At 61.5% G+C, this 21,522-nt stretch carries 21 protein-coding genes, 1 tRNA gene and 1 other RNA gene; 10 read left to right on the top strand and 13 right to left on the bottom strand.

What is annotated here, in order from left to right:
- Nucleotides 1-29: 29 nt before the first annotated feature.
- A complete protein-coding gene (locus CCE89_RS03560; protein ID WP_086436620.1) occupies nt 30-263 on the bottom strand; it encodes a hypothetical protein in 234 nt (77 codons plus the stop codon).
- 207 nt (nt 264-470) lie between these two features.
- On the opposite strand from CCE89_RS03560, the gene CCE89_RS03555 reads away from it, so the two are divergent.
- Nucleotides 471-555, top strand: a tRNA-Leu gene (locus CCE89_RS03555).
- A 53-nt stretch (nt 556-608) separates the two neighbouring features.
- A complete protein-coding gene (gene tig / locus CCE89_RS03550) occupies nt 609-2,216 on the top strand; it encodes a trigger factor (protein ID WP_086436619.1) in 1,608 nt (535 codons plus the stop codon).
- Between the two features lie 16 nt (nt 2,217-2,232).
- Here the strand turns inward: tig and CCE89_RS03545 are convergent, their stop codons facing one another.
- Entirely contained in the window at nt 2,233-3,735 is a 1,503-nt protein-coding gene (locus CCE89_RS03545; protein ID WP_086436618.1) for an amidase, read from the bottom strand.
- Between the two features lie 232 nt (nt 3,736-3,967).
- On the opposite strand from CCE89_RS03545, the gene CCE89_RS03540 reads away from it, so the two are divergent.
- From CCE89_RS03540 to CCE89_RS03530, 3 genes are all read left to right on the top strand, one after another.
- Entirely contained in the window at nt 3,968-4,672 is a 705-nt protein-coding gene (locus CCE89_RS03540; protein WP_086436617.1) for an ATP-dependent Clp protease proteolytic subunit, read from the top strand.
- A gap of 169 nt (nt 4,673-4,841) precedes the next feature.
- Nucleotides 4,842-6,113, top strand: a complete 1,272-nt coding sequence (gene clpX, locus CCE89_RS03535; protein WP_086436616.1) for an ATP-dependent Clp protease ATP-binding subunit ClpX — start codon at nt 4,842-4,844, stop codon at nt 6,111-6,113.
- A gap of 21 nt (nt 6,114-6,134) precedes the next feature.
- A complete protein-coding gene (locus CCE89_RS03530; protein WP_086436615.1) occupies nt 6,135-6,476 on the top strand; it encodes a hypothetical protein in 342 nt (113 codons plus the stop codon).
- Nucleotides 6,477-6,574: 98 nt separating this feature from the next.
- Here CCE89_RS03530 and CCE89_RS03525 read toward each other — a convergent pair whose 3' ends face one another.
- The 7 genes from CCE89_RS03525 to CCE89_RS03495 form a co-directional block, all read right to left on the bottom strand.
- Nucleotides 6,575-7,150, bottom strand: a complete 576-nt coding sequence (locus CCE89_RS03525) for a fasciclin domain-containing protein (protein ID WP_086436989.1) — start codon at nt 7,148-7,150, stop codon at nt 6,575-6,577.
- Between the two features lie 90 nt (nt 7,151-7,240).
- The gene (locus CCE89_RS03520; protein WP_234989918.1) at nt 7,241-7,993 is read right to left on the bottom strand and encodes an anti-sigma factor; all 753 of its coding nucleotides are present in this window, start codon (nt 7,991-7,993) and stop codon (nt 7,241-7,243) included.
- Nucleotides 7,990-8,559 (bottom strand): sigma-70 family RNA polymerase sigma factor, encoded by a 570-nt coding sequence (locus CCE89_RS03515; RefSeq protein ID WP_086436987.1) that lies wholly within the window; start codon nt 8,557-8,559, stop codon nt 7,990-7,992. Before CCE89_RS03515 ends, CCE89_RS03520 begins: the two co-directional genes overlap by 4 nt.
- Nucleotides 8,559-9,512 (bottom strand): cation diffusion facilitator family transporter, encoded by a 954-nt coding sequence (locus CCE89_RS03510; protein ID WP_086436614.1) that lies wholly within the window; start codon nt 9,510-9,512, stop codon nt 8,559-8,561. The genes CCE89_RS03515 and CCE89_RS03510 overlap by 1 nt, the downstream gene beginning before the upstream one ends.
- Nucleotides 9,513-9,517: 5 nt before the next feature.
- Nucleotides 9,518-10,189, bottom strand: a complete 672-nt coding sequence (mtgA, locus tag CCE89_RS03505) for a monofunctional biosynthetic peptidoglycan transglycosylase (RefSeq protein WP_086436613.1) — start codon at nt 10,187-10,189, stop codon at nt 9,518-9,520.
- 86 nt (nt 10,190-10,275) lie between these two features.
- Entirely contained in the window at nt 10,276-11,235 is a 960-nt protein-coding gene (rpoH, locus tag CCE89_RS03500; RefSeq protein ID WP_407640386.1) for an RNA polymerase sigma factor RpoH, read from the bottom strand.
- 68 nt (nt 11,236-11,303) lie between these two features.
- Nucleotides 11,304-12,248 carry an RluA family pseudouridine synthase gene (locus CCE89_RS03495; protein ID WP_086436612.1) on the bottom strand — a complete coding sequence of 315 codons (945 nt, stop codon included), beginning with the start codon at nt 12,246-12,248 and terminating at the stop codon, nt 11,304-11,306.
- Nucleotides 12,249-12,264: 16 nt separating this feature from the next.
- On the opposite strand from CCE89_RS03495, the gene CCE89_RS03490 reads away from it, so the two are divergent.
- The 4 genes from CCE89_RS03490 to rnpB all read left to right on the top strand — a co-directional run bounded on the left by CCE89_RS03490 (nt 12,265) and on the right by rnpB (nt 14,633).
- Complete coding sequence (locus CCE89_RS03490; protein ID WP_086436985.1) at nt 12,265-12,660, top strand: M67 family metallopeptidase; 396 nt, start codon at nt 12,265-12,267, stop codon at nt 12,658-12,660.
- A 139-nt stretch (nt 12,661-12,799) separates the two neighbouring features.
- Nucleotides 12,800-13,453 carry a histidine phosphotransferase family protein gene (locus tag CCE89_RS03485; RefSeq protein ID WP_086436611.1) on the top strand — a complete coding sequence of 218 codons (654 nt, stop codon included), beginning with the start codon at nt 12,800-12,802 and terminating at the stop codon, nt 13,451-13,453.
- A 4-nt stretch (nt 13,454-13,457) separates the two neighbouring features.
- On the top strand, nt 13,458-14,165 hold the full coding sequence (locus CCE89_RS03480) for an N-acetylmuramoyl-L-alanine amidase (protein ID WP_086436610.1): 708 nt from the start codon (nt 13,458-13,460) through the stop codon (nt 14,163-14,165).
- Between the two features lie 50 nt (nt 14,166-14,215).
- Nucleotides 14,216-14,633: RNase P RNA component class A (gene rnpB / locus CCE89_RS03475), an RNA gene on the top strand.
- A gap of 6 nt (nt 14,634-14,639) precedes the next feature.
- On the opposite strand, the gene CCE89_RS03470 is transcribed toward rnpB, so the two are convergent.
- Complete coding sequence (locus tag CCE89_RS03470; protein ID WP_086436609.1) at nt 14,640-16,376, bottom strand: FAD-binding protein; 1,737 nt, start codon at nt 16,374-16,376, stop codon at nt 14,640-14,642.
- Between the two features lie 53 nt (nt 16,377-16,429).
- On the bottom strand, nt 16,430-18,190 hold the full coding sequence (locus tag CCE89_RS03465; protein WP_086436608.1) for a TIR domain-containing protein: 1,761 nt from the start codon (nt 18,188-18,190) through the stop codon (nt 16,430-16,432).
- A gap of 196 nt (nt 18,191-18,386) precedes the next feature.
- Here CCE89_RS03465 and CCE89_RS03460 point away from each other — a divergent pair, with 196 nt between their 5' ends.
- Entirely contained in the window at nt 18,387-19,169 is a 783-nt protein-coding gene (locus tag CCE89_RS03460; RefSeq protein ID WP_086436607.1) for a hypothetical protein, read from the top strand.
- A gap of 16 nt (nt 19,170-19,185) precedes the next feature.
- Here the strand turns inward: CCE89_RS03460 and CCE89_RS03455 are convergent, their stop codons facing one another.
- Complete coding sequence (locus tag CCE89_RS03455) at nt 19,186-20,496, bottom strand: UDP-glucose dehydrogenase family protein (protein ID WP_086436606.1); 1,311 nt, start codon at nt 20,494-20,496, stop codon at nt 19,186-19,188.
- The gene (locus CCE89_RS03450; RefSeq protein WP_407640390.1) at nt 20,493-21,299 is read right to left on the bottom strand and encodes a metallophosphoesterase family protein; all 807 of its coding nucleotides are present in this window, start codon (nt 21,297-21,299) and stop codon (nt 20,493-20,495) included. The genes CCE89_RS03455 and CCE89_RS03450 overlap by 4 nt, the downstream gene beginning before the upstream one ends.
- Nucleotides 21,300-21,522 lie beyond the last annotated feature (223 nt).

Below are 21,522 nucleotides of genomic sequence, written 5' to 3'. Positions count from 1 at the left end.
TCCTTTCAGTATTGGCTGTTGGTGCGCGCTCAGTCGGGCGGCATCTGGTCGAGAGCAGCTTCGCCCGCGCCATCGCGCTTGTCGCGGCGCACAAGCTTGTCGGACAATTCGGTGTCGATCTGGTCCGGCGAACTGCGCTCGCCCTGTACTTCGCCTTCGGCCTCGCCGCCCTTTTCCATTTCGGCCGCAGTCTTGGGATCTACGTCAGGGTCGATCACCGGCGGCGTATCGGGCGGCGTGAGTGGTGTGTCATAGTCGGGCACTGTATTTTCCTTTCACCAACCCAACGAATGCGGGGCCCGCCTCGTTCCGTTCCGGATCACTCGGCCCCGATCACCCGGCCCGGATCATCCGGCCCGGATCATCCGGCAATGTTTCGACACGCTTGCCCTTTCGCGCGCACCCATATAGAGGCGCTACGCAACGCGCGCGGGGGCCCATGGGTTTCCCGCGCGGCTTCGTTCGGGCATGCGGGCGTGGCGGAATTGGTAGACGCGCTGGTTTTAGGTACCAGTATCGCAAGATGTGGGGGTTCGAGTCCCTTCGCCCGCACCATTCCCCCGGACGTGGCCAAGCACTTAAGATATTGAAAAGGCTTTAGTTTTCTCATGCAGATCAAGGAAACCGAGAACAAGGGTCTGAAGCGCGCTTACGCTTTGACCATCCCTGCCAGCGACATTTCGGCGAAGATTGATGCCGAAGTGAAGAAGATCGCCCCGCAGGTGAAAATGCCCGGCTTCCGCCCCGGCAAGGTGCCGGCGAATCTCATCAAGAAGATGCATGGCGAGCAGCTGCACGCGCAGACCGTCAACGACGTGATCCGCGATTCGGTCGACCAGCTGATGAAGGACAAGGAGTTGCGCCCCGCGATGCAGCCCAAGGTCGAGCTGGCCGAAGGCTACGAGGAAGGCAAGGACGCCGAACTCACCGTCGAACTCGAAATTCTGCCCAAGGTGGAAGTGCCTGCGACCGATGGTCTGAAGCTCGAAAAGCTGGTGGTGCCGGTTTCCGACGAGAAGGTCGACGAGGCGGTGGGTGACATCGCCGGCCAGAACAAGGCGTACAAGGATGCCGCCAAGAGCAAGAAGGCTGCCGAAGGCGACCAGCTGATCATCGATTTCACCGGGCGCCTTGGCGACGAGGAATTCGAAGGCGGCAAGGCCGAAGACGCAGCCCTGGTGCTGGGTTCGGGCCAGTTCATTCCCGGGTTCGAAGACCAGCTGATGGGTGTGAAGACCGGCGATGAGAAAACCATCACGGTCACCTTCCCCGACGATTACCAGGCCGAGCATCTCGCCGGTAAGGAAGCGCAGTTCGACGTCGTCGTGAAGCAGGTGAAGGTCGAGACCGAGACCAAGGTCGATGACGAGTTCGCCAAGTCGCTCGGCCTCGACAGCCTCGACAAGCTCAAGGAATTGCTGCGCGGTCAGCTGCAGCAGCAGACCGAGGGCCTGACCCGCACGCAGATGAAGCGCGCGCTGCTCGACCAGCTTGCAGCCGGTCACGATTTCGAAGTGCCCGAAGGCATGGTGAACGCCGAGTTCGAGCAGATCTGGGCACAGCTTCAGCAGGAAGCGGCACGCGAGGAAAACCCGGAAGAGGCGCTCAAGGAAATCGAATCCGAGAAGGACGATTACCGCAACATAGCCGAGCGCCGCGTGCGCCTCGGCCTGCTGCTCTCGGAAATCGGCCAGGCCAATGGCGTCGAAGTGACCCAGCAGGAAATGTCGATGCTGATCCAGCAGGCGGCGCAGCAGTATCGCCCAGAAGACCGCGAACGCTTCGTCCAGTACGTCCAGTCAGAGCCGATGGCCGCCGCCCAGCTGCGCGCCCCGCTTTATGAAGACAAGGTCGTCGATTTCCTCTTCGACCAGGCTGATGTCACCGAGCGTGAAGTGACGCAGGAAGAGCTCGAAGCGGCGATCGAGGCTGACGAGGAAGCCGAAGCGCAGGCCGCAAAGAAGCCGGCGGCAAAGAAGAAGGCGCCTGCCAAGAAGAAGGCTCCCGCCAAGAAGGCCGACGACAAGAAGGCTGATGAGAAAAAGCCTGCTGCCAAGAAGGCACCGGCCAAGAAGGCGGACGACAAGAAGGCTGACGAGAAGAAGCCTGCTGCGAAGAAAAAGGCTCCGGCGAAAAAGGCTGACGAGAAGAAGCCTGCCGCCAAGAAGCCTGCAGCGAAGAAGGCTCCTGCCAAGAAAGCAGCGACCAAGAAGTAATCAGCAGATCGGCGGGTCAGTCGCCCGCCGGTAGCTCAACCGGTTTCCACGGTTTGAAAGAGGGCTCGGACAGCACGGCTGTCCGGACCCTTTCATATGCGGCGCCCGCTTTCAGCACATCGTGATCCTTCCAGCGCCCCGAGAAGATGCTCAGTCCCACCGGGAGGCCCTCGACTGCGCCCATCGGCACAGTGATGTGCGGATAGCCCGCGATGGCCGGGAGCGAGCCCGCGCCGATCCCGCCGCCAAAATTGTCGCCATTGACGAGGTCAGTCGCCCAGGCGGGGCCCGTGGTAGGTGCGATCAGAAAGGCGACATTGTTCTCCGCCAGAAGCCTGTCGACCCCGTCTTCCTGTGTGGCCTTGCGCACCATCTCAAGAGCCTCGAGGTAGGCGGCCTCGTCGGTCGTCTCCAGCGCCTGCTCGAACAGGTCCTGTCCGAACCAGCGCATTTCCTCGTCTGCATTTGCGCGATTGAACGCGACGAGATCGGCAAGCGTGTCGGGCATCGCGGGATCGTCGAGCGTTGCGAGATAGGCGTTCATGTCGCGCTGAAGCTCGAACAATAGCACGGTGAGCGAGTTGGGCCAGAAGCCATCCGGCCAGTCGTATTCGATTTCGACCAGTTCGGCGCCTGCCGCCTCAAGGTCGGCGCGCGCTTGATTGAACAGCGCGGTGACGCCGGAACGCGAGCCGACCTGATTTACCATCACGCCGATGCGAACGCCCTTGAGCGAATACTCCGCGAGTCCCTGGGTAAAATCGCGCGCGTTCCGATCGGCCTCCACCGTCGCCGGATCGGCGGGGTCCGTGCCCGCCATCGCGCTCATCAAAAGCGCCGCATCATGAACCGACTGCGCCATCGGTCCGGCGGTGTCCTGCGTCGCGCTGATCGGCACCACATGCGTGCGGCTGACCATGCCGACCGTCGGCTTGAACCCGACAATCCCGTTGACGCTGGCGGGGCAGGTGATCGAGCCATTGGTCTCAGTGCCGATCGCGGCCCAGGCAAAGCGCGCCGCCACCGCTGCGCCGCTGCCGGAGGACGAGCCGCAGGTATTGCGATCGGTTGCATGCGGGTTTCTCGTCAGCCCGCCCACCGCGCTCCAGCCGCTGGACGAATTGTTGTCGCGGATATTGGCCCACTCGGAAAGATTAGTCTTGCCGAGGATCACTCCGCCGTTCTCGCGAATACGCGTGATCAGCGGCGCGTCGCGGCCGGTGGCATTGTCCTTGAGCGCGAGCGAGCCCGCTGTCGTCGGCCATTCGCGGGTTTCGATATTGTCCTTCATCAGCACCGTCCGGCCTGCCAGCAAGGTCGAGTCCTGCACCGCCATTGCCTGCTCGGCTGCGTCAGCGGCATGTACGATGACCGCGCCAATTTCTGGCCCCTGATCGTCAAGCGCTTCGATCCGCTCCGAATATTGCTGCGCTGCGGTGGATGCATCTTCTGCGGGGTTGGCAGAGGCGGGGACGGAGAGGGCGGCAAGCAAGCCCAGGCTAGCGAGTGATCTTTTCATGCGGTCTATCCTGACACGGCTCTCGTGTGATGCAAGCCGATTGAGGATGACTTGCCTCGCTCCGGAACCTCGGCGCAGGGCTGTGACGTGCTGTCCCCGAAATCCGTGCCAACGCTCATTTAATCCATGCTCACCTGAGGAAAGCCACCCAAGAGAAGGTTAAAGCCCTTGAAGAATGGTTCGGTGCGTCCGAAATAGGCGACCAACCCAATTTACTCTCGAGGATTCCTACATGATCGACCTGCTCGGCAACTCCGGCGAAACCTATGGCACACAGGGCCAATTCACGCGCGACCCGCTGACCGGCGCGCTGGTGCCGGTGGTCGTCGAGCAGACCAGCCGGGGCGAGCGCAGCTTCGACATCTTCTCGCGCTTGCTGCGCGAGCGCATCGTGTTCGTGACGGGGCAGGTCGAAGACAACATGGCTTCGCTGATCGTTGCCCAGTTGCTGTTCCTCGAAAGCGAAAACCCCTCGAAGCCGATCAGCATGTACATCAACTCGCCGGGCGGCGTCGTTACCGCCGGCATGGCGATCCATGATACCATGCAGTATATCAAGCCGCGCGTTTCGACGGTTTGTGTCGGACAGGCGGCATCGATGGGCAGCTTCCTGCTCGCAGCTGGCGAGCCGGGCATGCGCATCGCGCTTCCTAACGCCCGCGTCATGGTTCACCAGCCTTCGGGCGGTGCGCGCGGCATGGCTTCTGATATCGAGATCCAGGCGCGCGAGATCCTTCGCATCCGTACCCGGATGAACGATCTCTACGTCAAGTATACCGGCCAGAGCCTCACCGATATCGAGAACGCGATGGACCGCGACACCTTCCTCGAAGCGGACGAAGCCCTCAAGTTCGGCATCGTGGACAAGGTTTTCGAAACCCGTCCCGAAGGCGAATCGGATGACGATGCAGAGGGTTCGGGCGGCGCGCCGGAGTAGCAAAAGCGGGTTTTTGCGCCCCCATTTGGGACGTTAACCCCTTCTGAAGCACCAAATTTAGCGCTTCAGCTAGCCGTAAGGCGGAAAAGCTACACCTATATATTGATTCATAATGATCCCTAGATAGAGTCGGCCAATTACGCGCTGGCAGGGATCGGGACACGCAGGAATGACCAAATTGAGCGGTACTGACAGCAAGAGCACCCTATACTGCAGCTTCTGTGGGAAGTCGCAGCACGAGGTGCGCAAACTCATTGCGGGCCCGACCGTATTCATCTGCGATGAGTGCGTAGAGCTCTGCAATGACATCATTCGCGAAGAGACCAAGGCCGGTATTGGCGGCCGCAAGGAAGGCGAAGTTCCCGCGCCTTCGGAAATCTTCGCGACTCTCAACGATTACGTGATCGGCCAGGACCGCGCCAAGCGCGTGCTCTCGGTCGCAGTGCACAACCACTACAAGCGGCTCGCGCACAGCGGCAAGTCCGGCGATGTCGAACTGGCCAAGTCGAACATCCTGCTGGTCGGCCCGACCGGGTCGGGCAAGACGCTGCTCGCGCAGACGCTGGCGCGCACTTTCGACGTGCCCTTCACCATGGCCGATGCGACCACGCTGACCGAAGCGGGCTATGTCGGTGAAGACGTCGAGAACATCATTCTCAAGCTGCTGCAGGCTTCCGACTACAATGTCGAGAAGGCGCAGCACGGCATCGTCTATATCGACGAGATCGACAAGATCACTCGCAAGGCGGAGAATCCCTCCATCACCCGCGACGTTTCGGGGGAGGGCGTGCAGCAGGCACTGCTCAAGCTAATGGAAGGTACGACCGCCTCGGTTCCGCCGCAGGGCGGGCGCAAGCATCCGCAGCAGGAGTTCCTGCAGGTCGACACGACCAACATCCTGTTTATCTGTGGCGGCGCCTTTGCGGGTCTCGACAAGCTGATCGCCGACCGCCTGCAGAAGCGTTCGATCGGTTTCGGCGCGCATGTCGCCGATCCGGACAAGCGCCGCATCGGCGAACTGCTCGAAAAGAGCGAGCCGGAAGATCTGCTCAAGTTCGGCCTGATCCCCGAATTCGTCGGCCGCCTGCCGGTGATCGCAACGCTGCACGACCTCGACGTCGATGCGCTGGTGACCATCCTGCAGGAGCCGAAGAACGCGCTGGTCAAGCAGTACCACAAGCTCTTCGAGCTCGAAGACGTGGAACTGACCTTCAAGGAAGACGCGCTTCAGGCGATTGCCGAACGTGCGATCAAGCGCAAGACGGGCGCTCGCGGTCTTCGCTCGATCGTCGAAGGCCTCCTGCTCGATACGATGTTCGACCTGCCCGACATGGACGGGGTAACCGAGATCGTGATCGACAAGGATGTTGTCGAAGGGAAGAAGGAGCCGATCCGGGTCCTCGCCAATGACGACGACTCGGCCAAGGAAGAAGCGGCCTGATTAACCGGAGAGCGGCGTAGAATGGATTTCACGCCGCTTTTCGTTTCCCTGCCATTCGTAGCTATCCTGCTCGCCTCGGGTGTGTGGGCAAGCCGCCGTTTCGCGCGCTTCAAAGAGCTTCCGGGACACTTCGATTTTCGCGGACGCGTGACGCGCATGGCGCCGCGTCGCACGATGGTGTGGATGCTGCCGGTGCTGTTTTCGGCGGTGTTGGTGGTTCTCGCGCTCGTGCCGCAGGGAGTTCCGCCGGAGCACCGCAATGGCAGCCCGGTTACAGGCGCGCTGATAGGCGGGATCACGCTGGTCGCGGCGCAATTCTTCGTCCTCTGGCTCACCGATCACTGGGCCAGACGCCAGAAATAGAAACCCCGCCCGGCAGGAGGATGGAGCCAGGCGGGGTTCTTTTTTGCGCGACCCCGGAAGGGGGAAACAAGAGGGCCACGCGGGAGGGAATGGGCGGATCAGCCGGGGAGGAAGACCCCGTCGGTCACGTGGATGACGCCATTGGTCGTTTTGACATCGGCTTGAGCGACCTTGCTGGTCCGGCCGGCCGCATCGGTGATGATGATTGCACCGTGGCTGTCGATGCTGGCGGTCAGTTCAGCTCCGGCCAGCGTCTCAAAGCTGTAGCTACCGTCATTGCTACGAATGGCCTGGCTCAATGCGGCGGCAGGCACGCGGCCTGACACGACATGATAGGTCAGCACTGTCGTAAGCTGATCCTTCGCTTCAGGTTCGAGCAGGCCGGCAACCGTCCCGTCGGGCAGCGCCGCGAAAGCATCGTCGGTCGGGGCAAAAACCGTAAACGGGCCCGGACCGGAAAGCGTATCGACCAGGTCGGCGGCCTTTACGGCAGCGACCAGAGTGTCATGCACGCCGGTGGACATCGCCGCTTCGACTATGTTGGGTTGGGCTTTCTCGGCCTTCTTTTCCATGTGGTTATGCGCCGATGCCGGAGCGGTCGTCGCGACCGCAAAGCCGGTCGTTGCTATGACCGCGGCGAGAGCGGCGGCTTTGAACTTGTTTGAATTACGCATCGTATTCTCCTTCTCGATCAAGCCCCGTCCTGCTTGCGATAGGAGTTACGAAAGCGACCGTGATGCGGATGCAGCGCGGGCGAGATTTTTCTAGATGACGTCGAAAGCGCCTTCGGAAACGACCGGCCCGGCGGCTTCTCCCTCGGGCTTGCCGCCCAGCGGCTCGCGGGTCAGCAACAGCCGAGAACCGGAGTGGATCTTCTCGGCGACTTCGGTCGGGACCGAATGTGCGCGCACTTCACCCGGGGTCACGACGCCCAAGGAAATGAGGTCGCCTTCATCGGGCACGAGCCAGATCTCGTGGTCATGCACACCGTCCGGCGTCAGCCCGATGGCGGTCACGAGCACACTCTCCTTGTCGGGCATATAGGTGAGGTCCAGGCGTAGCGGCGTCCCCTCGATGGGGAAGTTCGCCGCCATCATCGGAGCTTGGTTTTGTGGAGCCGGTGTAAGTTCACCGGGGCCCGGCTGCGGCCCTTGCGGCAGAGCGACGAACGCTAAAGCTACGGCGGCTGCGGCAGTGGCGATGCCTGTCGCCCACTGGTAGCGCTTCACCTTTCCGCGCAGCGCGATGATCTCGGCGCTCGGCGCTTCGCCACCGGACCTGTCGATCGCGCTCTTGATGCGCTGCCACAGCTCGGGTCCGGGCTCCATGCCCGCGATCTCGTCAAGCATCGGTGCGAGGCGATCTTCCCAGCGTGCGACGGCGTCCGCAAAATCGGGTTCCCGCGCAAGCCGGCCGCGCGCGGTCAGCAGCTCCTCGCCTTCGAGCAAGCCCAGGGCATATTCCGCCGCCATCAAATCGTCCGCCGGCATATCGGGAGGCATGGTCTCGTCGTTCATTCGCCCGCCTCCAGACAATCCTTCAGTTTCTGGAGCCCGCGCCGGATCCAGCTCTTCATGGTACCGAGCGGCACATCGGTTTTCGCGGCGATCTCGGCATAGGTCCGCCCTTCGAAGAAAGCGGTGCGAATGCTGTCGCGCTGTTTTGCGTCCAGCGTTTCTATGCAGTGATGGATACGCGCGCTGCGCTCGGCATCAATCATTTGCGCATCGGCGAGCGGCGTAGCGTCGGGCACTGGCGCAGCCTCGTCGATATCGACGCTGCCTGCGCGCACCTTGCCCGTCCGCAACCGGTCGACTGCGCGATTGCGCGCGAACGTAGCGAGCCAGCTGATGGGACTGGCCCGGTCCGGGTCATAACGGTCGGCGCGTTGCCACAGATTGAGATAGACGTCCTGCAAGGCGTCTTCGGCCTCCTTTCGATCGCCCAAGATACGGTAGCAGATGCCGAAAAGTTTCAACCGCGTCGCTTCGTAGACCTGTTCGAGCGCGGCCTTGTCGCCTGTGGCGAGTCGCGCCATCGCCGATTTGAGCCGTTCGCGGGCGTCGGTTGCGCTATCAGCCATCAGCAGCACATCTCCCGGCCGGTGGTCGTTTCGACCTGGATCGTCGTGTGATGGATGGCAAAGTCGTGCTCCAGCTGATCTGACAGCGCGCGGATTGCCGCGTCGCCCGGATGGCCCGCGGGCATTACGAGATGTGCAGTCAAGGCAGTCTCCGTCGTCGACATCGGCCAGATATGGAGGTCATGCACCGCCGCAACGCCTTCGAGCTGTTCGAAATGGGCGCGTACGGCGGCTTCATCGATCCCCTCCGGCACGCCGAGCAGACCCATCTTGATGCTGTCCTTGGCGAGGCCCCAGGTGCCCCAGGCGATTACCGCGACGATCACGAGGCTGGTGAGCGGATCGATCCACACCTGCCCGGTAAGCAGGATCGCCACGCCGGCAACGACCACGCCGACCGAGACCAGCGCGTCTGCCGCCATGTGGAGGAAGGCGCCTCGCACGTTGAGGTCATCATGCCGCCCGCGCATGAACATCAGCGCTGTGCCGGTGTTGATAAGGATGCCGATTCCAGCGACGACGATCATGGTCATGCCCTCGACCGGCGCGGGATTGAGCATGCGGTGAACCGTCTCGAACAGGATCGCGCCGATCGCGATAGCCAGCAGCAGCGCATTGGCAAGCGCTGCGAGGATCGTCGAACTCTTGAAGCCATAGGTGAAGCGAGCCGAGGCGGGCTTCTTCGCAGCCACGCTGGCTGCCCAGGCGAGGATCAGTGCGAGTACGTCCGACAGGTTATGGCCCGCATCCGCCACCAGCGCCATCGACCCGGACAATATGCCGTACGTCGCCTCGACTATGACAAAGGCGGTGTTGAGCAAGACCCCTACGGCAAAGGCGGTGCCGAAATCCTTGGGTGCGTGGCTGTGTCCATGGCCGTGCGTATGACCGTGGCGATCAGAGTGCCCTTGGCCATGACCGGAATCATGCGCGTGAGAGTGCGTCGAACCCATTGTTCTCACTCGTAGACGCAGGAATCCAATCCGTCACCTGCAACCACGTTCATGCGTTGACGGATAGTGTTCCCGTGGCGTGCGAGCCAGCCACTCGGGTTGGTGACGGCGCGCTTCTTGGGCAGGGGGAGGGCGGCCGCCATGCGCGCCGCCTCTGTCGTGGTGAGCCGCGCGGCAGTGTGCTGGAAATAGCGCTGTGCGCCCGCCTCCGCCCCGTATGTCCCGATGCCGGTTTCCGCGACGTTGAGATAGACCTCCATGATGCGGCGCTTGCCCCAGATGTTCTCGATCAGGAAGGCGAACCAGGCTTCCAGCCCTTTGCGGAAATAGCCACCGCCCTGCCACAGGAAGACGTTCTTGGCGGTCTGCTGGGTGATCGTAGAGCCACCACGAATGCGCCCGCCCTGTGCGTTCTGCGCCGCGGCCTTGGCGATTGCCTCTGCATCGAAGCCGTTGTGCGAACAGAACTTGCTGTCTTCTGCCGCGATCACTGCGCGCACCATGTTGCGGTCAATGCTGCCGAGAGATTCCCAATCCTTCGTGATGCCGTTTTCGTCCATCAGCATGGTCGCCGTGACCGGGACGGGCACCCACTTGAACAGCAGTACGAGGGCGAGACTGAGGCCCACGAACCACAGGATCAGCTTGGCGACGAAGAAGGCTACGGTGCGGATCATCAGCGCGGATTAGCTGGACAGCGCGCAAAAGAAAATCCTCCCGAACGCTTGGTCCGGGAGGATCGAATCTTCACGCGAAGTCTGCGTCAGGCGATGCCCGGAAGCAGGCGCTCGCCAGCGATGCGCTGCATTGCCTTCTGCAGCTTTTCGAAGGCGCGCACCTCGATCTGGCGGATGCGTTCGCGGCTGACGTCGTAAACCTGGCTCAGCTCTTCGAGCGTCTGCGGGTCTTCGGTCAGGCGGCGTTCGGTCAGGATATGCTTCTCACGGTCGTTGAGGCTTTCCATCGCCTCGACCAGCATTTCGTGACGGACACTCGATTCCTCGGCATCGGCGACGGTCTCGTCCTGCAGCGGACGATCGTCCGTCAACCAGTCCATCCACTCGCCCGAGCCTTCTTCGCCATTGCGCATCGGCACGTTCAATGACCCGTCGCCGCCCATCATCATGCGGCGGTTCATGTTCACGACTTCCTGTTCGGGCACGCCGAGGTCGGTCGCGATCTTGGTCACGTCTTCGGGGCTGAGGTCGGTGTCCTCATAGGCTTCGAGCTGCTTCTTCATCCGGCGGAGGTTGAAGAACAGCTTCTTCTGCGCGGCGGTGGTGCCCATTTTCACGAGCGACCAGCTGCGCAGGATGAACTCCTGGATCGAGGCCTTGATCCACCACATCGCGTAGGTCGCGAGGCGGAAACCGCGATCGGGTTCGAACTTCTTGACGCCCTGCATCAGGCCCACATTCCCTTCCGAAATGAGATCGGAAACGGGCAGGCCATAGCCGCGATAGCCCATGGCGATCTTCGCCACGAGCCGGAGGTGGCTCTGGACCAGCTGCGCTGCTGCTTCGGGGTCTTCGTGTTCCTCGTAACGCTTGGCGAGCATGTATTCCTGCTCAGCCGTCAGCACGGGGAACTTCTTGATTTCGGCGAGATAGCGGTTGAGACTCTGCTCACCGCCAAGCGTCGGAACCGATACAGATTTGATATTGCTCACTTCTTCCCAAACCTTTCTAGTGTCGACCTCGCGGATCGGACCCCTGATGGGCATCCGTGGTTGCGGGCCACATGGTTACATATAAACGCAACTGCTCCCTTTTGCAGTGACTTTCATCGATTTCAACGAGTGGTTTGGTCGATCAGTTCCTGCATGTCGCCGGGCATTTCCGCCTCGAAGATACGCCATTCGCCGCTCAATGGATGCACGAAGCCGAGAGAGGCAGCGTGAAGGGCTTGTCGTTCGAAGCCCAAACTCTTCAAAACGGGCCGTAATTTCGCGGGCGTCCTTCCGTAGATTGGATCTCCTAATAGCGCATTTCCGATTGACGCGCAGTGAACGCGGACCTGATGGGTTCTACCGGTTTCGAGCTGGCATTCGATCAGAGCGCAGGAGTCGAGTGTTTTCAGGGTCTTGTAGTGCGTCACAGCATGCTTCCCCCGGGTCGAATTATCGGGCAGCACCGCCATCTTCTTGCGGTTCGCATCGCTGCGGCCGATTCGCGTCGCAATCGTGCCTTCGCGCGGGCTTGGATGGCCGCCGCAGATGGCGAGATAGCGCCGCTCGATCGAGTGATCCTTGAACTGTTTCGCGAGTCCCTCATGCGCCTTGTCGCTCTTGGCGACCACCAATAGTCCCGAAGTGTCCTTGTCGATCCTGTGAACGATGCCCGGGCGCGCGACGCCGCCGATACCCGATAGCTGCCCGCGACAATGGTGGAGCAGCGCGTTGACCAGCGTCCCGTCGGGATTGCCCGCGGCAGGGTGCACCACCATGCCCGCCGGCTTGTTGACGACAATCAGGTGCTCGTCTTCGAACACCACGTCGAGCGGGATGTCCTGCGGCTGCGCTTCAGGCTCGGTCGCTGGGTGGAGGGTAATCGCGAATTGCGCGCCTTCGGTCACTTTGGCCTTGGCAGAGGTGGCGGGCTCGCCATCGACCGCGACCATCCCCTCGGCGATAAGTGCCTGGATGCGCGCGCGTGACAGCTCGGTCGCGTCGGCTAATGCCTTGTCGAGGCGCGCCGAGCTGCCGACAACGCCATTGATGACTTCGCGCTCGCTCATGCTAGGCCCATGCGCGATGCATATCGAGGTGACAAGGGATGTGATCGAGGCGCTTCGGGCGGAGGCGCGCGCAGCCCATCCGCGTGAATGCTGCGGAATCATGCTGGGCACAGCGGAGCGTGTCGACGCTCTTGCCCCTGCGGCCAACGTCCATCCCGCGCCCGATAGGCACTTCGAGATAGACCCACAGGCGCTGATCGATGCGCATCGCGCGGCACGCAAAGGCGGGCCGGAGGTAATCGGCTATTACCATTCGCATCCGGTGGGCGAGGCCGTGCCATCCTCTACAGATCGCGCCATGGCATCGGGAGACGGGCGCATCTGGGCGATCATCGCGGGCGAAGATGTGAAGTTCTGGCGTGACATGCCAGACGGGTTCGAGGTGCTTTCCTGCCAGTTTGCAGAAGACTAGGCCGCAGCGATGCGCCGTTCCTCTCGCCCAACCCGTGCCTTTTGTGTGGCAATCCGGTGTCGCACGACTGGCGAGCTGCGTTGTTTACCATTAGGACGGTGTTCCAAGTGTTCCATCCAGTAGGAATTGACGCGATTTCATGACTTCTTCGACCGACCTTGCTGCCCTCCTTTGCTCGCGCCTGTGCCACGATATGCTGTCCCCCGTTGGTGCGCTGTCGAACGGTCTCGAGCTGATGGCGGAAGAAACCGATCCCGAAATGCGCCAGCGCTGCCTCGAGCTGCTTGAACAAAGCGCCAAGATCTCGACCGACAAGCTCAAGTTCTTCCGTCTCGCCTTCGGTGCTGCCGGCGGGTTCGGAGAGGCTGTGCCGGTGGACGAGGCCAAGGCGGTGATCGACGCGCTCGCCGCCGACGGCAAGCCGATCACGCTCAACTGGGCGATCGATGCACCGAACTTGCCCAAGCCGGCAGTGAAGGTCATGCTCAACTTCGCGCATATCGCGCTCGATGCGCTGATCCGTGGTGGGACGCTCGATATCGGGGCGGAGATGCGCGACGGCACGGCGGAAATCGTCGTGCGTGCCGCTGGCGAGCGGATCGCATTCGACGAGAATATCGGGCGAGCGCTGCAGGGCGAACTGAGCCCGGGCGAGCTTTCCAGCCGCACGGCTGCGGCTCACATGATCGCGATGCTGGCCGAGGAATCGGGCGGTGGCCTCCAATACAAACGCACAGACGATGCACTGGTCCTTGGTGCAGTACTCCCGCAGCCCGCCGGAATGATTGGTTGATCCGATGGCGGACGAGCTGGTCCATCACGAGCGGCTCTCGCCCAACTACAATGAGCGCACGCTGCCGATCAGCATGGTGGTGCTGCACTATACCGAAATGAAACCGGTCGAGACCGCGCTCGACAAGCTTTGCGATCCCGATGCGGGGGTTTCAGCCCATTACCTGATCAGCGAAGAAGGGGTGGTGACGCGCCTCGTCCCAGAGGAATATCGCGCCTGGCATGCGGGCGCATCCTATTGGCGCGGGCACAAGGACGTGAACTCGGCAAGCATCGGGATCGAGCTAGACCATCCGGGGCACGAGCTGGGCTATCGCGAGTTTGCCGAAGCGCAGTTCGAAGCGCTGGTTCCGCTGCTGGCGCGGATCGTGAAGCAATACGACATTCCCCGCGCAAACGTGGTGGCGCATTCGGACGTCGCGCCGGCGCGCAAGATCGATCCGGGCGAGCTCTTCCCGTGGGAGCGGCTGGCCGAATACGGGCTGTGCCTTGCGCGGCCCGAAAAGCTCGAACTGGGCGATCCGTTCGACAATGACGCGGCCTTTTATCTCGCGCTCGAACGCTTCGGCTACGACATCACCCAAGGGCACAAGGCGGTCGAAGCCTTCCAGCGCCGCTGGCGGCCGGAAAAGATCGACGGAGAGATCGACGGACAGGTCCGCGCGATCCTCTATCAATTGCTGCTCGACCGCGATCGCGGCGTGGCGCGCTGATACCCGGCATTCGCTTCCCATTCTCGAGTGCCGCGCCTATATCGCACCTGTCAGGGGGCCGGGCAGCCGCGTTAGAGCTTGCTCTACCGAGGAAAGTCCGGGCTCCACGAAACGAGGGTGGCGGGTAACGCCCGCCCGGCGAGTGCCCGCGGGTACGAAGCCGAGGGACAGTGCCACAGAGAGTATACCGCCGATGGAGGGAGACCTCACAGGCAAGGGTGAAAGGGTGCGGCAAGAGCGCACCGGGTGACCGGCAACGGAAACCGCATGGCAAACCCCACCCGGAGCAAGGCCAAATAGGGGCCTCGCGCCAGTTCGCTGGCAGGGGCGTTTCGTCCCGAGAGGCCCGGGTTGGCTGCTTGAGCGCAGGGAGCAATCCCTCGCCTAGATGAATGGCTGCCCCTGCGGCGCTGATGTGCGAGCATATCGGCCGCAGGACAGAACCCGGCTTACAGGCCCCCTGACACCGCTCTCCTAACTCGCCGGATCGAGCGGTTTGCCGAGCAGGCGCGACTGCCAGTACTGCGTGAAGAAGACATTGTGCGGATCGCGCTGCGCTCGCAGGTCGAGGAAATCCTGAAATCGCGGCAGGTTCGCCTTGTAGTAGGCAGCCCACTCTTCGAGATCATAGGCTGGGATATACTTCCCCCAATGCAGGCGGAACGGAATCTTCTCGGATTTCAACTTTTCCCAAAATTGCGCGAAGAACTCGTGGCGCGTGTTCGGCATATCCGGGTTGCCGCGGAACCAGTAGATGTCGAGGCGAACCGTCCCTTCGGCATATTCGTCATTTCCGTCGGTGTATCCCGGATTGATCCAGGCTTTGCTCGGCGGACCGGGATAAATTTCGATTTCGAACCATCCACTCCGGAGCGACTGATGCGAAGTGGTCTGGTTCGACGGGCGGAACCCGTCCTGCAGCAAGTTCATGACCTTCTGCGTGTACTGGATAGGTATCCAGATTTCGGTGAACTCGGTCGCCATCAGCACGTCGTCGGCGGTGTTGTCCATGCAGAGGCTGCGCCAGTAGTAGTCGAAAAACATCGGCGTCATGGCGTTGCCCTTCTGCTCGGGCTGCATGGCGGGAAGCACCTTGGGAAAGAGCTTGCGTGCCGACCCCTCGATTAGTGCGAGCACCGTTCCAACGAGCAAGGCGAGTGCGCCGACCGCCAGACCGCCGAGGATCACGAGTGCGCTTTTCAGGATACCGTTATTCTTGCGGTGGTTCATCCGGCTGAGAAGCAGGAGGTAACGCGACACTTTGCTCCGCAGCAGTGTGAAGATAGTGCCGAGATCTGTCGTGTTGCCGAGTAGAACGAACATGATCGACCCGGCCAGCTGTTCACTCCAGCCAGAGAAATTGTCCTCGAACTCGCGATAGATCGAGAGATCCTCGTCGTGGCGATCGACCTTTGCTGCGCTCCAGGTCTGGATCCGTTCGATGCCGGGCTGCGTCCACCACGAGACACGAACGTAATCCTGCTCCTTGAAATAGGCTTCGAGCGACTTCTTGTCGGCATCCCCGGGGCCGAACATGTCGAACGGCGTCATCTCACCTTCGACCGGGGTGGTTATTTCTGTCCCGCGGATATTATACATCGGGATTAGCTTGAACCGGATCTTGGTAACGATGCCGAGCAGGCCGACCGAAGTCATCATCGCCTGAAATCTATCGTCCGTTTCCTCGATCCACTCGGCATTGCCCATGCCGTCGACCACGCGGAAAGCGATCATGTCGGTGAAGGCGTGCCTGGTTGACCCGCCGGCAGAACCGGTGGCGCAAAAGCCGCTCACGGTCTGGTGCGTGATTCCGCCCAGAGTGCTGACACCCCAGCCTTCCTGGAAGGCCTGATACAGGAAGCTGGTTTCCAGCGTCGATTTGCCGAAAGGATCATTGGTGTCGTGGCCCAGATGACATCCGGCCTCTACCTCGACAACGCCGGGCTCTTTTTCACTCCAGACCAGACCGACCATATTGTCGAGCGCGATGTTGATATTGTCATCGGGCGGCGGATTGACTTCGAGTGTCTGGTTGGCCGGTATTCCGTTTTTCGGATCGGTGAAGATGCTCCAGCCGACCGAGTGGCAGGCGCCGCGTGCGCGCACCTGGAGGCCGTTTGCGGCAGCGTATTTGACCAGCTCGATGATCTGCTCTTCGCTGGTGGGGTGGTAAAAGCCGTCCTCGGCCGCAGGAAAGGGTGGCGTTGGCATCGGGTTCGCTCCTCGCTGGATCGCAGTCATTCTCTTGTCGGGGGGCGACCGTTCTATTCTGTTATGTTGGCGCCGCTCATGGCGGCTTGATCCTCTTTCTGGCCCTCGGCTCTTTTCCAGAGTTCGGTGAACATTGCGGCATTGCGCTCGCGCACGCTGTCAGCGAGGCGCGAAGTCATGATGGTGTTGAGAAACAGCTCGAGAGTTTCATCGGGATAGCAGCGCTTGAGCTCTGCAATATCGCGCAAGGCAAGATCCCAATCCCCGCGTTCGGCGTAGAGGACGGGGCGCATCATAAGGCCGGTGTGATCCGACGGGACGAGCTTGAGCATCTGTGAGGCCGCCTCGATCGCTTCATCGATCCGGCCCATGCCGTAAAGCGCCCAGCACTTGGTGATGAGGGCGAAGATCAGGGAAAGGCCGCGCGGGACCATGGCCTCGAACCGCTCGATCATGGCCATCGCTTCGTCATAGCGCTCTTCGCGGGTATAGGCTCCGGCTAGCGCCAGGATCGTCTGCATCGAATTGGGGCTGGTTTCGTAAGCGCCTTCGGCAAGCCTCAACGAATCTTCCCATTGCTGCGCGTAATATTTGACCAAAGATGCCTGCGACTGGACGATGTGGTGCTGGCCGTTCATCTGCAGCGCGCGCGTGGTGTGCTCGAGCGCTTGCTTGAGCAATTCCTCGTCGCTGCTCCCCTCGCGCTGGTAGAGAATGCCGAGGCACAGTCCGAGCGTCGAGACCGCGACCGGATAGTCGGGCGCGAGCTCCACCGCCTTTTTCGCATTTGCAATCGCGTAGTGGATGCTCTCGGTATTGGTCTGGGTCAGGCTGTACCAGGCCCGTTTGAGCGCATCCCAGGCGCTATCGGGCTTTTCCGCCTTGACCGCCCGGTCGAGCTCGATCCGCTCGAGCTGCACTCCGATATGCGCGGTGAAGTCCTCGACCATATCGTCGAGCAGTTCGAACAACTCGGTGCCCGGGCGATCAAACTTCTGCGTCCACAGGATCGCGCCATTTTGCGCATCGACCAGTTGCGCGGTGATCCGCACTTTGGCCCCTAAACGCCGAAGATTGCCCTCCATGATGTAATCGACGTCGTGATCCCTGGCGATCTGTCGGATATCGATCCGTTCGCCCTTGTACTGCGCCATCGTGCGATAGCTCAGGACGCGGAAGCCCCAGTTGCCCGATATGGCTGCCGTCAGATCTTCCACCAGTGCATCGACGAGTTCGTCATCTTCCGCGCTGGTCGAACGGTTGGAAAAAGGCAGGATGCCCACCGTGGATCGCTTGCCGAGCGTCGGCTTGTCCGCAGGCGCCGCAGGGGCGGCTTGCGCCATCGATTGAAGTTCGTGGGTCTGTTCAGAGGGCGGGCTGACAGGTGAGCCGCTTGTCGGACCGGGGGGAAGCTCGTCGGTGGAAGAGCTGGCAAGCCGTCGCACCTCTGTCAGGAAAGCCTGCCATACCGGGTCGGCGCTGTCGCCGGTCCAGTGGGTGAGATCGGCGGTCTGGGTGAGCTCGAACATGATGGGGCGTTCGCATTGTTCGATCATTGCGGGCACCAGCGTCCTGTTGCGATCTGCGATAGTGGCCTCGGCCCGGACCCAGCGCGAAAGAACCGAGCGCGGCGACCACAACACGACCACGGCGCGCGCTTCGCGCAGAGCGGTCTCGGTCACGACATCGTAGGTTTCGCCGGCCCGCAGCGTGACATCCCACCAGACGCTCAGCCCGGCGGCTTCGAACGCGTCGGCATACAGCCGGGCAGTCGCCTGGTCTTCACGATTGTAGGATAGAAATATGTCGGCCACGGATTCTCCATGATGCGACCGCCTATCGCTTTACAACAATCATCTGACAGAGTCGATGGAGACAGGGGCAAGCACTTGCTTCGTCGCCGTTTTTCACTTTCTTATTCGTGACAGCGGCGCGCATCGCGAGCGTTCGCCTGACAGAGGAAAGCGAGCGCTGCATGGAACGAGGCGGGGCCGCGTGGATTGATGGCGCATGGTCCATGTAGATATCCGCCGCTCCGCGATTCAGCGCATCGCGATCGTCCTCGCAGTCATTGTTCAGATCGGTGCGACTTTTCTTCCGCAATTGGGTTTCGGCGAACCGATCGGCGACAGGTCCGATAGCGTGCGGACGCTCATCACGCCTTCGGGCTGGGCGTTTTCGATATGGGGTCCGCTTTTCTTGGGTTCGGCAGTCTATGCCATCTGGCAGGCACTACCCGGACAACGCCACAACAGCCTGCTGAACCAGATCGGATGGTGGTCGGTCGGAGCGCTGTCTGCCCAAGGGTTCTGGGCCATCTATACCCAGTTCGCTAATCTCACGATTATCTCGGCCATTATCATTGCGTTTTCGCTGATCTGCCTGCTCGCGATCCTGCGGACGCTTGTCTATCGCGAGATCCCCTTCACCGCGTCCGAGCGCTGGATCGTCACCCTGGTCTTCAGCGCTCTCGCTGCGTGGCTGACCGCAGCGACGATCGTCAATATCTCCGCGACGCTGGCCTATTACGGTATCGGAGGGGACTTCGCCTTTCCGTATATCACCGCAGGTATCGTACTTGTCGGAGGGATCATCGCCTCGATTGCGGTTGCGCGCAGCAAGGGCAACCCGTGGTATGCCCTCGTATTTTGCTGGGCGCTGCTCGCGATCTATTTCCGTGGCGGGCAGGAAAGCCAGGCAATCGCAATCGCCTGTATCGTGTCAGGCGTGCTCACCGCGGCGGCGGCGGCGGCACCCTTGCAGCCCGCCAACCGCCACCACTGGTTCGGATAAACGCTTACAGGCGGGCTCAGCCGCGGCCGATGCTGGCGTAGGTGAAGCCCGCAGCCCGCACATCCTCGGGTTTGTAGATATTCCGCAGGTCAACCAGGACCGGCGCATTGGCGAGCTCCTTGATCCGCTGAAGGTCGAGCGCGCGGAACACATTCCATTCGGTGACGATGGCTATGGCGTCGGCGCCCTTGATCGCCGTGTAGGGATCTTCGCACATTTCCACCTCGGGCAAGAGCGGGCGCGCCTGCTCCATGCCTTCCGGATCATATGCCGCGATCTTCACTCCGGCATCGGCAAGCGTTTGCGCCACCGCGATTGCGGGCGAGTCGCGCATATCGTCGGTGTTCGGCTTGAACGTCAGGCCCAGGAGAGCGACCTTCTTGCCGCGAGCGGCATCCTGCCCGCCGAGCGCTTCGATGACCTTGCGGCCCATCGCACGCTTGCGGCTGTCGTTGACGTTGACCACCGCCTCGACGATCCGCACCGGGCTTTCGTAATCCTCTGCCGTCTTGAGCAGGGCGAGCGTGTCCTTGGGGAAGCACGAACCGCCGTAGCCCGGGCCGGCGTGGAGGAACTTGGGGCCGATGCGGTTATCCATGCCGATGCCGCGGCTGACGTCCTGAACGTCCGCGCCCACCTTCTCGCACAGATCGGCCATCTCGTTGATGAAGGTGATCTTGGTCGCAAGGAAGGCGTTGGCGGCATATTTGATCAGCTCGCTCGAACGCCGGCTGACAAAGAGGATCGGCGATTCATTGAGGAACAGCGGGCGATAGACTTCGCGCATGACTTCGCGGCCGAAATCGTCCTCTGATCCGATGACGATCCGGTCAGGGCGCTTGAAATCGCCAATTGCCGCACCTTCGCGGAGGAACTCGGGGTTGGAGACGACCGAGAACCTGTGGCTCGTGCCGCTGTCCTGAAGAATGCGCTCGACCTCGTCGCCGGTGCCGACAGGCACGGTGGACTTGGTGACGACCACAGCGTCGTTCGCGAGGTTTTCACCCACTTCGCGCGCTACTGCATGGACGAAAGAAAGGTCGGCATGTCCGTCACCGCGGCGGCTGGGGGTGCCAACTGCAATGAAGATCGCGCTCGCGCCCTTGATTCCCTCGGCGAGATCGGTCGTGAACGACAGGCGGCCCGCGTTCACATTGCTTTCGACCAGGCCTTCCAGGCCCGGCTCGTAAATCGGCATGACGCCTTCGCGCAGCTTTTCGATCTTTGCCGGATCCTTGTCGATGCACACGACATCGTGACCGAAATCGGCGAAGCAGGCGCCGGAAACGAGGCCGACGTAGCCCGATCCGACCATTGCGATTTTCATGCGTATTCTTCCTCTTGGATAAGCTTGATCCCATCAGGAGTGGCGACTGCCTTGATCTGCTGGCGCCGGGTACCGTCGAGCATGAGTGCTGTCAGCACGCCTGTTCGAAAGGCCCCGGTGTCGATCCCGATGCGATGCCCAGTGTCTGAAACTTCTTCAAAAATCGTGTGTCCGTGCACGACCACCTTTTCGAAGGGGCCGGCATCGCGCAGGAAGCGGTCGCGAATCCACAGCATATCGCGCCGACGCTGCTCGGCGAGCGGAGTGGCCGGATCGATACCCGCGTGAACGAAGACATAGTCACCGGCGATGATCATCTCTTCGAACGAAGCGAGGTAGTCGCGATCCTCCTGTGGGACGATCTCGGGCAACCGCTTGAACAACTGCTTCACCGAGAGATCGTTGAACTCCTTACGAGAGATGCCGTAGCTCAGGATAGTCTCGCGCCCGCCGTGCTTGAGAAAATGACGCAGCACTTCCTTGTCCTCGAAGGATTCGAGGAACATTTCCTCATGATTGCCGGCCAGCAGGCGAACCTTGCGCCGTGATTGCCACTCGCGAGCGAACTCGATCACACCGGCGCTGTCAGGGCCGCGATCGACGAGGTCTCCCAGGAATACCACGGTGGAATCGGCCGGATCGGCGTTCTCGTCATGATGCTCGATCGCACCGGCCAGCGCTACAAGGAGATCGAGCCGGCCGTGAATGTCTCCGATAACATAATAGCGCTCGCCATCGGGCACCGCCGGGCGTGGAGCCTTGGAGGTGCCGGAAGCAAACAGTTTACTGAGCGGATCGAATATCATGATGGTCGTGTCTGAAGTGTTGGGCGCGCTTTATGCGAGATGCCGGTGAACGGCAACCGAACCTGTGGCTTCGCCGTTCGTGGCGTGATGCATAAAATCAACAACTCCTGCGCATCGTGGAGTAATGCGCAATTTCTCTTGTGCGCTGCAGCGATTCCGTGCACGATTGTTTCGTATTCGGTAGAGATCGCCCGCTAAAAGAGAGGCGACCGCTGGATTC

Source organism: Altererythrobacter xiamenensis, assembly GCF_900177715.1.
Lineage (GTDB): Bacteria > Pseudomonadota > Alphaproteobacteria > Sphingomonadales > Sphingomonadaceae > Erythrobacter > Erythrobacter xiamenensis.
Note: the sequence above shows the minus strand (reverse complement) of the source record. Positions and strands in the feature narration are given on the sequence as shown.